General features: G+C 71.4%; 10 protein-coding genes. 7 read left to right on the forward strand and 3 right to left on the reverse strand.

Going from position 1 to position 13,127, the window contains the following annotated elements; genetic code table 11:
* The first annotated feature begins 57 nt into the window (after positions 1 to 57).
* The gene (locus tag ABIC70_RS12435; RefSeq protein WP_354439799.1) at positions 58 to 486 is read left to right on the forward strand and encodes a DUF1810 domain-containing protein; all 429 of its coding nucleotides are present in this window, start codon (positions 58 to 60) and stop codon (positions 484 to 486) included.
* A gap of 4 nt (positions 487 to 490) precedes the next feature.
* Here the strand turns inward: ABIC70_RS12435 and ABIC70_RS12440 are convergent, their stop codons facing one another.
* Together ABIC70_RS12440 and ABIC70_RS12445 are read right to left on the reverse strand one after the other, a co-directional pair.
* Positions 491 to 2,956, reverse strand: a complete 2,466-nt coding sequence (locus ABIC70_RS12440) for a PBP1A family penicillin-binding protein (RefSeq protein ID WP_354439800.1) — start codon at positions 2,954 to 2,956, stop codon at positions 491 to 493.
* Between the two features lie 161 nt (positions 2,957 to 3,117).
* Positions 3,118 to 3,789 (reverse strand): HdeD family acid-resistance protein, encoded by a 672-nt coding sequence (locus ABIC70_RS12445; RefSeq protein WP_053609044.1) that lies wholly within the window; start codon positions 3,787 to 3,789, stop codon positions 3,118 to 3,120.
* Positions 3,790 to 3,980: 191 nt separating this feature from the next.
* On the opposite strand from ABIC70_RS12445, the gene ABIC70_RS12450 reads away from it, so the two are divergent.
* Positions 3,981 to 5,258, forward strand: a complete 1,278-nt coding sequence (locus ABIC70_RS12450) for an HlyD family secretion protein (RefSeq protein WP_354439801.1) — start codon at positions 3,981 to 3,983, stop codon at positions 5,256 to 5,258.
* Between the two features lie 5 nt (positions 5,259 to 5,263).
* The gene (locus ABIC70_RS12455) at positions 5,264 to 6,946 is read left to right on the forward strand and encodes a DHA2 family efflux MFS transporter permease subunit (RefSeq protein WP_354439802.1); all 1,683 of its coding nucleotides are present in this window, start codon (positions 5,264 to 5,266) and stop codon (positions 6,944 to 6,946) included.
* Between the two features lie 214 nt (positions 6,947 to 7,160).
* Here the strand turns inward: ABIC70_RS12455 and ABIC70_RS12460 are convergent, their stop codons facing one another.
* Positions 7,161 to 8,393: a transglycosylase SLT domain-containing protein gene (locus ABIC70_RS12460; RefSeq protein ID WP_274927722.1), complete on the reverse strand. Its 1,233-nt coding sequence runs from the start codon at positions 8,391 to 8,393 to the stop codon at positions 7,161 to 7,163.
* Between the two features lie 324 nt (positions 8,394 to 8,717).
* On the opposite strand from ABIC70_RS12460, the gene ABIC70_RS12465 reads away from it, so the two are divergent.
* Genes ABIC70_RS12465 through ABIC70_RS12480 form a run of 4 tightly spaced genes read left to right on the forward strand, consistent with a single transcriptional unit; the run spans position 8,718 to position 13,095 of the window.
* A complete protein-coding gene (locus ABIC70_RS12465; RefSeq protein ID WP_043381133.1) occupies positions 8,718 to 9,908 on the forward strand; it encodes an inositol-3-phosphate synthase in 1,191 nt (396 codons plus the stop codon).
* Positions 9,909 to 9,947: 39 nt separating this feature from the next.
* On the forward strand, positions 9,948 to 10,874 hold the full coding sequence (locus ABIC70_RS12470) for an HD domain-containing protein (protein ID WP_043348083.1): 927 nt from the start codon (positions 9,948 to 9,950) through the stop codon (positions 10,872 to 10,874).
* A gap of 44 nt (positions 10,875 to 10,918) precedes the next feature.
* Positions 10,919 to 12,100 carry a class I SAM-dependent methyltransferase gene (locus ABIC70_RS12475; protein ID WP_354439803.1) on the forward strand — a complete coding sequence of 394 codons (1,182 nt, stop codon included), beginning with the start codon at positions 10,919 to 10,921 and terminating at the stop codon, positions 12,098 to 12,100.
* Positions 12,100 to 13,095, forward strand: coding sequence for a Gfo/Idh/MocA family protein (locus tag ABIC70_RS12480; RefSeq protein ID WP_354439804.1), 996 nt, complete (start codon positions 12,100 to 12,102; stop codon positions 13,093 to 13,095). Before ABIC70_RS12475 ends, ABIC70_RS12480 begins: the two co-directional genes overlap by 1 nt.
* Positions 13,096 to 13,127: the final 32 nt, after the last annotated feature.

Raw genomic sequence — 13,127 nt, forward strand, 5'->3', positions numbered from 1 at the left:
CATCCGTGACCGGCGCAACGTCGTTGACGGAGCGGGACCGAGCACCGGAGCAGCGCCATGACCGAAAGCCACCAACTCGGCCGCTTCGTCGACGCGCAGGAGGAGATCTACGAATGCGCGCTGGCGGAATTGCGGGCCGGTGCGAAGCGCAGCCACTGGATGTGGTTCGTCTTCCCGCAGATCGCCGGGCTCGGGTCGAGCCCGATGGCGCAGCGCTACGCGATCGGATCCCTGGCGGAGGCCGAGGCCTATGCGGCGCATCCGGTGCTGGGCGCGCGCCTGCGCGCCTGCACGGCCGCCGTCAACGCCGTCGACGGGCGCTCGGCCCACGCGATCTTCGGGTCGCCCGACGATCTGAAGTTCCGCTCCAGCATGACGCTGTTCGACCGCGCCGCGCCCGAGGAGCCGCTCTTCGCCGCGGCGCTGGCGCGCTACTTCGACGGCGTCCCCGACCCGCGGACGCTGGCGAAGCTCCAGGTGGCCTAAGCCCTCACCGGCCCCACAGGCCGACCCGCTCGGCGCGGGCCTGCTCCTCCGCGCCCAGGAGGTCCGGGGGCGCGTCCTCCGTGGCCCGTGCGCCGCCCGCCGCCAGGATCAGCCCGGCGAGGTCGTCGCCCTCGATGCGGCAGCGGGCCGTGGCCCCGTCGGAGAGGCCGGAGCAGACCACCTCGCGGCGGCGCAGGTAGCTGGCGAGCTGGCGGGCGAGATGGCCGCGCTCGCCGACGACGCCGAGGAGGCGCACGACCCGTCCGCGCAGGTTGAGGGTGCCGGTGTCGATCACCTCCGGCACGCCGCGGACCTCGCCGGCCGCGGCCGGCTCGACCGTGGGGGCCGGCGCCGGCGCCCGGGGCGGCTCGGCCCGCTCCGCCGAGGGGCGGGGCTTGCCCTTGGCGAGCTTCTCGGAGGCGCGCTGGATGAAGTCGTGGAAGATCCCGGCCGGCATCTCGCCGCCGAACATGCGGTTCATCGGGCTGTCGTCGTCGTTGCCAACCCAGATCCCGACCACGAGGTCGGGGGTCATCCCGACGAACCACGCATCGCGGAAGTCCTGGCTCGTGCCCGTCTTGCCGCCGATGATCTGCCCCGGCACCCGCGCGGCGCGGCCGGTGCCGGATTCCACCACCGCCTGGAGCGAGTCGAGCATCATGGTGCGCGGCCCCTGCGCCAACGTCTGGCCCGGGGCCGCGTCGGCACGGACGTAAAGCGGCTGCGGCGCGGCCCCGCGGATCGCCTGGATGCCGTAGGCCTGGAGCGGCGTGCGCCCGGACAGGACCGAGCCGTAGGCGCGGGCCATCTCCAGGAGGCTCACCGCGCCCGAGCCGAGAACGAGGCTCGGCACGTTCGGCAGGTCCGACTGGATCCCGAGCTTGCGCGCGGTGGCGATCACCGCCGGGATGCCGACATCCTGCCCGAGCTGGGCCGCTACGGTGTTGATCGAGAGCGCGAAGGCGGTCCGCAGCGGCACCGGCCCGCGGTAGCGCCCGTCGTCGTTCTCCGGGTCCCAGTCGCCGATCTGGACCGGACGGTCGACCATCACGGATTCCGGCGTGTAGCCCTTCTCGTAGGCCGTCAGGTAGACGAGGAGCTTGAACAGGGAGCCGGGCTGGCGCTTGGCCTGGACGGCGCGGTTGAACTGGCTGTCCTCGTAGTCGCGGCCGCCGACCATGGCGAGGATCGCGCCCTCCTTCGACAGCACCACCATGGCGGCCTGGCCGACCTTGCGGCGGGCGCCGTCCTTGTCGAGCCGGCGGGCGACGACGCCCTCGGCGAGACTCTGCAGGTCGAGGTTGAGGGTCGAGCGCACCGTCATGTCGCCGTCGGTGCCGGCGAGGCGCTTCACGTCGCCCGCGATCATGTCGAGGAAGTAGTTGGTGCCGGGCGGCGCCTCAGGGGGCGATTTCAGGGTCACGCTCTGCTTGCGCGCGGCGTCGGCCTCTGCTTGCGTGATCGCGCCGGTCTCGACCATGGCCTGGAGCACCACGTCGGCCCGCTCCTTGGCGCCGCCGAGGTTGCGGGTCGGGGCGAGCTGCGAGGGCGCCCGCACCAGCCCGGCCAGCATCGCCGATTCCGGCAGGTTCAGGGCCTTGGCGGGCTTGCCGAAATAGCGCCGCGCCGCCGCGTCCGCCCCGTAGGCGCCGGCGCCGAAATAGGCGGAATCGAGATAGCCGAGCAGGATCGCGTCCTTGCTCATCGTCGATTCGACCCGCAGCGCCAGGAAGGCTTCCTGCACCTTCCGCCAGAGCGTCTTCTCCTGGTTGAGGGAGGTCAGGCGGACATATTGCTGGGTGATGGTCGAGCCGCCCTCGCGCACGCCGCCGCCGCGGAGATTGCGCCACGCCGCCCGGGCGAGGCCGCGCAGGTCGATGCCCCAGTGGCTGTAGAAGCGGCGGTCCTCGATCGCCACGATCGCCTGGGCGAGGTGCGGCGGCAGGTCGGCCGCCGTGAGCTTCTGGCCGCGGAAGCTGCCGCGGGTGGCGAAGACCCGGCCGTCGTCGGCCTCCACGGTGATCGCCCGCTGGCCGGTCTCGACCACGGCGCCCCCGAGCGGCGGCAGGGTCACCAGGGCCGCGAACAGGTAGACCGCCAGCGCCAGGACCGGCAGCAGGATCACCAGGCCGGCGGCGAGCAGGGCCGGGTGCCGGCGGCCGAGGATCGTCCGGGCGCCCCGCCGCTCGACGCGCCCATCGACCTCCGGGACAGCGGTGTCGGCCGGCCTCTCGACCGAAGCCGCCCGCGTGCGCGCCCGCGCCGCCGCGCGGGCGGAAATGGCCCGGCCACCGCGCGCGAGGCCAAGGCCGGCCGCGGTCACCAGGGTCCGGAGATGCCGGGCCAGGTCGCGCGCGGCGCGCCCGGCCTCGCGGGCGGCGAGGCGCGGGTCCGGGGACTCGGCGGCTGGAGCCGGCTTCGGCGGGTTCGGCCCGTCGGCCGGGGCGCGTTCCGGCGCGTCGGGCGTCATCGTGGTTCGGGTTCCGGGACCGATCGATCCGGTCGAGGGAGCCTTCTAGGCCGCATCCGATCCCGTGTCCCGCGCGTGCGGGGACGCAGGGCGGCCGGCGCGTCGATCGCACCGCGACCGTGTGGATCGGGCCACGGGGCCCGATCCGGTTCGGGACCGGCTCACCGGCCGAGCGGCGTTCCCGGCCCCGCGGCCGCCCCGTGCCGGCTGCGCAGCTGGAAGGCCAGGATCAGCAGCAGGATGCCGAAGGCGAAGGTGTAGGAGCCGATCCACCACGTCAGCACCAGGGCCGACATGCCCGGGTTGATGAGCAGCGCGAGGCCGAACAGGATCGACACGACCCCGCCGAGGACGAGCCACCACCGGCCGTAATGCAGATGCAGGCGGAAGGCGGCCGCGATCATCAGGCCGCCGGTCACAAGCGCCCACACGGCGAGCAGCAGCACGAAGGCCCAGACGGCCGCGGCCGGCACCAGAGCCGCGGCGACGCCCACGACGATGTCGACGACGCCCTCGAGCAGCAGGAAGCCCCAGCGCTCGTGACGCTGCGCCGCGCGGACCGCGCCCACGATGGCGATGATACCGTCGGCAAGCATGTAGGCGGCGAAGAACAGCACCAGGGAGAGCACGAAGGCGCCCGGGGCGACGAACGCGATGACACCGAACAGGATCGCGATGACGCCGCGCAGCGCCACGAGCCACCAGTTCCGCGCCAGCGCCGCGCTCATGGCGTCGAGGCGGGCGACGCCGACGAGCGGGATGCCGGTGGGCGAGGTCGGCGAGCCGGAGCCGGAGCCGGGGCTCTGCGGGGTCGGGGATGGGCTGTGCGTCATGGCGTACTCCTGGGCTCGGTGCCCGAGAACGGCAAAGGTTCCGGGCGCAGAACGCCGCAGGGCCGCCTGCGTTCCGGTGGCCCGCTCCGCGCATGGAACCTTGAGCCTGCGGCCGGCTTTTGCTGCCTGAGGCGGGCGATGCGACAAGCCCGGTCACCGTGCGGTGACCGGCCATCGGGCGGCGACTTCCCATGTTTGACGATCAGCGGCCTTCCTCCGAGGGTGAGGCGCGCCCGCATCCCGCCGACGGCCGTCCGGCCGCCCGCGAACGGGACGTGCTGGATCTCGGCCGAGCCAAGCCCGCCGGGGACGTTGGCGCCGCCCAGGAGACCGGCCGCAAGCCGGGCACGGAGGATGCGGCCGACGACGCAGAGGCGCAGGACGGCCAATCCGACGACGCCGCGGAAGATGCCGACGACGGCGAGGACGACGCCCGGCGCCCGAACGTCCTGCGGCGCCACCCGTTCGCGTTCCTGCTCGGCGGCCTCGCGGTCGTCGCGCTGTGCGTCGGCGTGTTCTTCTACTGGCTGCTGTACATGCACCCCTACGAGAGCACCGACGATGCCTTCGTCGACGCGCGCAGCATTGCGGTCCAGCCGAAGGTCGGCGGCTACCTCGTCGATGTGCCGGTCACCGACAACCAGCACGTCGAGGCCGGCCAGATCCTGTTCCAGATCTTCCAGCGCGACTATCAGATCGCCCTCGATCAGGCGAAGGCGCAGATCGAGGCCGACGAGGCCGGCATCAAAAACATCGACGCGCAGATCCAGGCGCAATACGCCAACATCGACGTGTCCAAGGCGCAGGTCGCCACCGCCGAGGCGGCGCTGAAGTTCGCCCAGGAGGATGCGGCCCGCTACAAGGACCTCGCCGAGCGCGGCTCCGGCTCGATCCAGCAATCGCAATCGGCGACCTCGACGCTGCAGCAGCGGCAGGCCTCCCTGCAGAGCGCCCAGGCGAGCGTGGTGGCGGCCCAGAAGCAGATCGGCGCCCTCCAGGCGCAGAAGGCCTCGACCCAGGCGCAGCTCGCCCGCGACCGGGCACAGGTGGAGCAGGCCGAACTGAACCTCGGCTACACGACGGTCCGCGCCGTGCAGGCCGGCCGCGTCGTGCGGCTGACCGGCGGCATCGGCCAGCTCGCCCAGGCCGGCCAGAGCCTGGCGATGTTCGTGCCCGACGACATCTGGGTCACGGCGAACTTCAAGGAGACCCAGATCACCGACATGCGGCCGGACCAGCCGGTCGACATCGAGATCGACGCCTATCCGGGCCGCAAGATCCAGGGGACGGTGGCTTCGGTGCAGCCGGGCTCGGGTACGGCCTTCAGCCTGCTGCCGGCGCAGAATGCCACCGGCAATTACGTGAAGGTGACCCAGCGCATCCCGGTCAAGATCGTGGTCAAGAACTGGCCGACGGACGTGTCGATCGGCCCGGGTATGTCGATCGTCCCGACCGTTACGGTGCGGTGAGCGCCATGGCCGGCGGGACCGGTGCGGCCGCGTCCGGACGCAAGCCGAACACGGGCAAGGCGCAAGGAGGCAAGACGCAAGGAAGCAAGGCGCGAGGCGGCACGGAATCCGCGAAGGCGCCGGGTGGCCACAATCCGTGGCTGATCGCCGGCGTGGTGGCGCTGGCGACCTTCATGGAGGTGCTCGACACCACCATCGCCAACGTGGCGCTGCGCTACATCTCGGGCGGCCTCGCGGTCGGCCCCGACGAGGCCGCCTGGGTGGTGACGAGTTACCTCGTGGCCAACGCGATCACGCTCACGGCGTCGAGCTTCCTGGCCAAGCGCTACGGCCGCAAGGCGTTCTTCATGTGGTCGGTGGCCCTGTTCACCGTCTCGTCGATCCTGTGCGGCTTCGCCTGGAGCCTGGAATCCCTTCTGCTGTTCCGGGTGCTGCAGGGGCTCGGCGGCGGCGGCATGGCGCCGCTCGCCCAGTCGATCCTGGCGGATTCCTTCCCGCCCGAGAAGCGCGGCCAGGCCTTCGCGCTCTACGGCGTCGCCATCGTGGTGGCCCCGGTGATCGGCCCGACCCTCGGCGGCTGGCTCTCCGACAACGCCTCCTGGCACTGGTGCTTCCTGATCAACGGTCCGGTGGGGGTCATCGCTCTCGGGCTGATGTACTGGCTCATCGAGGACAGCGCGGCGGCCAAGAAGGAGCGCCGTGCGCTGGTCCGGAAGGGGATCCGCTTCGACATCGTCGGCTTCGTGCTGGTCGCCCTGTTCCTCGGCTCGCTGGAGGTGATCCTCGACGAGGGCCAGCGGAAGGACTGGTTCGGGACCTCGACGCTGATGAACGTCTCCGGCGTGCTGATGGTCGTGTCGTTCGTGGCCATGATCCCCTGGCTCCTGACCAAGAAGAACCCGGCCGTCGATCTCCGCCTCATCGGCAACCGCCAGTTCGGCTCCTGCTTCCTGGTGATGATGTTCACCGGGGCGATCCTGATCGCCACCACGCAGTTCATCCCGCAGATCACGCAGGAATATTACGGCTACACCGCCACGCTGTCGGGGCTCGTGCTCGGTCCGGGGGGCATCGTCACGGTGGTGATGATGTTCCTCACCGGCCGCGTCTCCGCCTACGTGCAGCCGAAATGGCTGATCGCCGCCGGCATGACCATCGTGGCTTTGGGCATGGTCGACCTGACGCGGCTCGACGGCTCCACGACGTTCTCGTTCTTCGCGTGGTCGCGGGTCTATATCGGGATCGGCCTGCCGATGGTGTTCCTGTCGATCACCTCGGCCTCGTACGAGGGGATCCGCAAGGACCAGACCGATCAGGCCTCGGCGCTGATCAACGTCGCCCGCAATGTCGGCGGCTCGATGGGCGTCTCGCTGGCCCAGAACATCCTGGCCTACCGGAGCCAGTTCCATCAGAGCCGCCTGGTGGAGAGCGTCAACCCGACCGCGCCGGCCTATCAGGAGACCATGCGGCAGGCGACGCAGTACTTCTCCGAGCACGGCTATGCCGGCGTCGAGGCCCAGAGCCAGGCGACCGCGTGGATCGGGAGCGTGCTCAGCACCCAGGTGGCGTACTGGGCCTATATCGACGTGTTCTGGGTGCTCGGCCTCGTCGCCGCCTGCGCGGTCCCGCTGGCGCTGAGCCTGAAGAGCGTCAAGCTCGGCGGCGGGGCGCCGGCCGGGGGCCATTGAGGCGGATCGGCTTGGCTGGACGTCATCCCGAGGCGCCGCGCCCGCCCACCCGGATTGGCGGAAATCATCCGGTGGCTCCGGCGCCGGAGCCCCGGATTCGGGTTCGGGTTCGGGTCCCCTGACCTGAAGGGAGCGGGAGGCGCGTTGGAAGCCCCCCGCGCCCCGATTGAGACGATCGAGCGCCTCAACAGGATCCGCTTCCCCTGCGCGATCCTCACACGCCGTCCGGCGGCAACGCCTCCGTCACCTCGACGCGGCGGTTGCCGGCCACCGGCGCCGTTTCCTCGGCGCTGACGATCTCGTTCTGGGACTGGCCCTTGTCGAGCGCCTCGGCGACCGCCGCGACGCCCTGGTAGCGGGTCAGCCGCCGGTCGATCATGTCGTCGATCCGTCCGTGCAGTTCCGCGACGGTCAGGCTCCGGCGCTTGCCGCCCGTCTTCGCGGTGAACAGGCTGCGATTGGCCCGCGCCGCGGTGCGGAACTCGCGCCCTGCGACCTCGTCGGGCTTCTCGGAGGAGAGCGACAGGAAGCGCCCGGCGCTCGCAGTCCCGAGGAAATGGGCGAGGTACAGCTCGGTCGTGGTCAGCGCACGCCCGACCCGGGCCTCGATCCGCTCACGGTCGCGCTTGATCAGCTCGGCCGCCATCAGGGCGGCGACGCGCGGGTCGTTGCGCAGGCCGAGCACCCGGCCGCGCATGCTGCCCGTGACGGTGATCGCGGCGCCCCGGCCCTTCACGGCGGCGGCCTCCTCGGCGAGCCCGTAGCGGGCGCCGTAATCACGGATCATCTCCAGCCAGGTGCGGGCCACGAACTGGAACAGGCCCGCCGCCGAGGAGGTCGCCGCCTTCGCGTCCGTGTCGAAGCTCGATTCCTTGTCGGCCAGCGCCATCATGTAGACGGGGTCGACGCCAGCCTCGTCGGAGGCCTTGACGATCGTGTCGACCACCTTGCGCGGCACGCTGCGCTCGCCGAACTTGACCGCGTCCTGACCCTGCTCCTGCGTCACCCGCGGCAGGGCCGCGAGGTCTTCCTGGATCAGCGCCGTGGTGGCGGGCTCCTGCTCGGGAACCGGCAGGCCGTTCCAGGTGTTCTGGACAGGCTCGTCCGGCGCGACGGTCGGGGCCGCGGGCTGGGAAGCCGTCTGTGCGAGCACCTGAGCGGCGCGCGGGCTGGTGTCGATCCGGTCGTGGGCCTGGGCGGCCGGGGCGAAATACGCCGGCGCGAAGGCGGCCTGCGGCAGGCCGAGCCCGGCGACGAGCCCCAGGGCCAGCGTCCCGGAAATCCGGCCGAGGCCGGTGCGGCGAAGTGACCGGCGCCCTGTCCCGCGTCCGGCCCGCGGCAGCCATGCCACGGCTTCATCCTCGATATGGCCCGTGCCGTTCAGGGTCGGCGGCACGAGTCGGCTCACGTCGTCGGCGCAACGCGCCGGCTCCGGGAAAACCCCCATCATTGGTCCTCTTCAGATCGGTCCTTGCGTCCGCCCGGCTCTGACGGCCGGGTTTTTTCGGAAGCGGCGGCCCTATCGACGCCGGCCGTGACCAGAATGGGACGGCCCCGTGATCCAAGCGTGGCACGGTCAACGAAGGGTTAACCCTGCCGCTTAGGGGGCCGTTAACACCGTCAACCGGCCACGCTTCGGACGACGGAGGGGCAATGTTGTCGCATTCGGGTTGGAACGCGGCACCGTCGAGCCAGTTAGATACGGCCCCGGGGGGGTCGAACTTTCCGTCCCAAGACGCCACCCGCGTCCGCACAAGGACATCATTTTCCGATGAGCATGCAGTCCGGTCGCCGCATCGGTGTCGCGTTCGTTGGCATGGGAGGCGCCGTCGCCACCACTGCCATCGCCGGCATCGAAATGATCAAATCCGGCTCCAATCGCCTCGACGGGCTGCCGCTCGCCGGTCTCTCCGTGGCCGGCATGGCCGACTACAAGGATCTCGTCTTCGGCGGCTGGGATCTCAACGGCGACGACCTCGCGTCCGCTGCGAGCGGCCACGGCGTGCTCTCCAAGGACGACATCGAGAGCGGCGCGCAGGCCCTGAAGGGCATCACCCCCTGGCCGGCGGTGGGCAGCGCCAAGTTCTGCAAGAACATCGACGGCCAGAACCGCATCGTCGCCAAGGACCACCGCGAGGCGGTCTCGGTGATCGCCAACGACCTCCGCCGCTTCCAGAAGGAGAGCAACCTCGACGACGTCGTCGTGGTGAACCTCGCCTCCACCGAGCGCTGGCCGGACCTGAACGACCCGGCCCTGAACTCCACGGCCGCCTTCGAGAAGGGGCTCGATTCGAGCGACGAGGCGATCTCGCCCGCGATGCTCTACGCCTACGCGGCGATCAAGAGCGGCATCCCCTACGCCAACTTCACCCCGAGCGTGGCGGCCGACGTCCCGGCCCTCCTGGACCTCGCCAAGGAGCTGAACGTCCCGGTGGCCGGCAAGGACGGCAAGACCGGCCAGACCATGATGAAGACGGTGCTGGCCCCGGCCTTCAAGGCGCGGGCGCTCCACGTCGACGGCTGGTTCTCGACCAACATCCTGGGCAACCGCGACGGACTCGCCCTGAACGATCCGAACTCCCTCCAGTCGAAGCTCAACACCAAGGGCACGGTGCTCGACTCGATCCTCGGCTACCCGGTCGAGGACCACCTCGTGCACATCCACTATTACCGCCCGCGCGGCGACGACAAGGAAGCCTGGGACAACATCGACGTCACCGGCTTCATGGGCCAGCGGATGCAGGTGAAGGTGAACTTCCTCTGCAAGGACTCGATCCTGGCCGCGCCCCTGGTCATCGAGATCGCCCGCGTCCTCGACCTCGCCCGCACGCGCGGCGACGGCGGCGTGCAGGAGCAGCTCTCGACCTTCTTCAAGGCCCCGATGGTCAAGAACGGCCATGGGCCGGAGCACGCCTTCGGCAAGCAGGAGCAGATGCTCCGCGACTGGCTGGGCGTGCACTAGGCCTCGTCGCGACCAAGGAGCGGCTTCCGGAGCGAGACGATGCCAAGCGAGAACCAGCCGCCTCCCTCCGGCGCTGCCCCCGAGGCGCTGCGCGACCTCCTGATCGAGATGAACGACCTCAAGCGCGTCCGCTCGGCGGGGCGCGAGGGGTCGATCGCCGAGCGGCTGTTCGCGCAGGGATGGGGCCTCCTCACCGGGGGCGCCGCGCCCGATGACGTCGCCCTCGACATCACCGCCGTCACCCTCGCGGCGACGCGCCTCTGCGATCTCGACGCGGCCTTCCTGACCGCGGCCGGGCTGTCGGAGGAGGCGGCCTCGGCGGTGCTGGTGGCTGGCTTCGACGCCGTCACCGGGGAGCTCGACCCGGCTCTGCGCGAGCGCCTGCGCGGGCGGCTCGCGCCGCGACCGGCCGGCAGGCCCGGACCGCTGCCGGGCTTCGTCGCCGCCCTGGCGCAGCAGCCGCGGGCGGGCGTCACCTGTCCCGGCCGCGCCCGGATCCTGCTGGAGCCGCCGGAGAACCACGCCGAGCACTGCCTCATCGTGGCGGTCTACGGGGTCTGCCTCAGCCCGTTCTACCGGGCCGACCCCGGCACCGTGTTCCTGGCCGCGATGGCGCACCATTTCCACAACGCCGCGATGCCCGATGCCGGCTTCACCGGCGAGATGCTGCTCGGCGACCATCTCGGGCCGATCATGGCGACCACCACCGCCTGGGCGCTGGCCGAGCTCGCCGAGCCCCTGCGGGGTCAGGTGGAGCGGGCCCGCGCGGTGCTGCCCGACGACGCCACCGCGGAGGGCCGCGCCTTCCACGCGGCGGATTGCATCGACCGTGTCCTCCAGATTGCCCAGCATCTGCGCGGGGCCTCGACCACGATGGGGATGGTGCTCGACGAGTGGGAGCTGGTCCATGCCGGCCCGGTGAAGGGCTTCCATGATCGTGTCCTCGCCGACATGCGCATCCCTTGATCGCCGGACCCCGCCGCCCATCTGCCCGGGCGGCTCCGAGAACCATGATCCCGTTCGAACTCCATTCGCCGGACACCGGCAACCCGCTGAAGGCCGACGGCCCGCACGCCTTGCGCGATGCGGAGACCGGCGCCCGCTGGCCCGTGATCGACGGCATCCCGTACCTGCGGATCAACCGTGAGGCCCTGGTCGAGCGGGTTCTGGCCCATCTCGACGCCGGCGAGCCCGACGAGGCGCTGGCCGCGCTGCTCGTCGATCAGGACGATTGGTGGAACGGGCCCCCGGCCGATCCCGCCGGGGTTATCCGCCTCATCAAGGAGCGCCGCACCGCGACGCTGCGTGACGCGGTCCAGGGTCTCGGCTGGGGCCGCGTCGGCGACTATTTCCTGCATCGCTGGAGCGATCCGACCTTCCTGGCCGGCCTGTCGCTTCTGGAGGCGCACTGGAACGAGCCCATCTGCGTCTTCGAATTCGCCTGCGGCATCGGCCATTACCTGCGGGAATTGCAGCGGCGCGGCTGCAAGGTCGCTGGCGCCGACGTGGTCTTCGCCAAGCTCTGGGTCGCGCGCCATTGGGTGGTGGACGAGAAGGCGCAGCTCGTCTGCTTCGACGCCGGCTCGCCGCACTGGCCCATCCCGGGCGCGCCGGTCGACCTCGTCGTGTGCAACGACGCCTTCTACTTCCTCGACGACAAGGCGGCCCTGCTGGAGAACCTCCGCCAGAATGCCGGCGACGACGGCTGGCTGGCGCTGAGCCACATCCACAACCGCGACTGCCCGGGCTTCTCGGCCGGCCGGGCGGTGACCGCCGAGGAGATCGCCGAGTATTTCCCCGACGCCCTGGTCTACGACGATGCGGAGCTCACGCGGGCGCTGGTGGAGGCGCGGGCGCCTGGCCCGCAGGAGCCTGGGGCCTTGCGGACCTGCGAGGCGTTCTCGGTGGTATGCGGCCCCGGCATGCGCCCGGCGCCGCGCGCTCTGGTCGACGGGCTGACCCTGCCGAAGCCCGGCACGATGCTGCGGCTCAACCCGCTCTATGCGCCCGAGGGGGACGGCTACGTCGTCCGCTGGCCCTCGGAGCGCTACGAGGCGGAATACGCCTCCCGGGCCACCTACCCGCTGCACGCGCCCGGCCCGGAGCATCTGACCTTCGACGGCACGCTCGATAGCCCGGAGACGCAGCGTATCCGGGTGCGCGAATTCGTCGACCTGCCGGAGCGGTGGTGATGGACGCGGTCGGCTGGGGCATCGTCGGCTACGGCTGGGTCGCCCGCGACTACATGGAGCCGGGCATCCGCGCCGCCGGGCACCGGCTGGTGGCGGTCTGCGATCCGAACCCGGAATGCCGCGCCGCGGCCGAGCGGGCGGGCGCCCGCGGCCATGCCGATCTCGCCGGTCTCATCGCCGAGCCCGGGGTCGAGGCGGTCTACGTGGCGACGCCGAACCATCTCCACCGCGGCGCCGTCGAGGCGCTGGCCGCCGCCGGCAAGGCGGTGCTCTGCGAGAAGCCCATGGCGGCGACGCTCGCGGACGCGGAAGCCATCGCGCGCGCGGTCGAATCGCAACAAATCTTCTACGGCACCGCCTTCGATCAGCGTCATCACCCGGCCCATCGGACGATCCGCGCCCAGGTCGCGGCCGGGCGGCTCGGCACCGTCACCACGGTGCGGATCGTCTACGCCTGCTGGCTCGGGCGCGACTGGTCGGAGGCCGGCCAGCCCAACTGGCGGATCGATGCCGCCCAGGCCGGCGGCGGCGCCTTGATGGACCTCGCCCCGCACGGGCTCGACCTCGTGGATTTCCTGCTCGACGAGCCGATCGCCGACCTCGCGGCCCTGACCCAGAGCCGGGCCCAGGACTATTCCGTCGATGACGGCGCCCTGCTGATCGGGCGAACCGCGGGCGGCGCGCTGGCGAGCCTGCACGTCGCCTACAATTGCCCCGACGCGCTGCCCCGCCGCCGCCTGGAGGTGGTCGGTACGAAGGGGATGCTGATCGCCGAGAACACCATGGGCCAGACGGCCGGCGGATCGCTGTCCTTCATCGACGGCGCCAGTGGGCGCGTCGAACCGCTCGTCTTCGACGCCGACAGCTCCCCCTTCACCGAGCAGGTGCGCGCCTTCGGCTCGGCCCTGCGCCGGCCCGAGGAGCGGGGGGCGTACTCGGCCGCACGCGATCTCCACACGATGCGACTCGTCGCCCGCGCCTATGGGCAGGGGTAGCGACCGCAGGACAGGATGAGCAGACACCGGAC

Origin of the sequence: Methylobacterium sp. 1973, from assembly GCF_040545035.1 — a bacterium.
GTDB lineage: Bacteria > Pseudomonadota > Alphaproteobacteria > Rhizobiales > Beijerinckiaceae > Methylobacterium > Methylobacterium fujisawaense.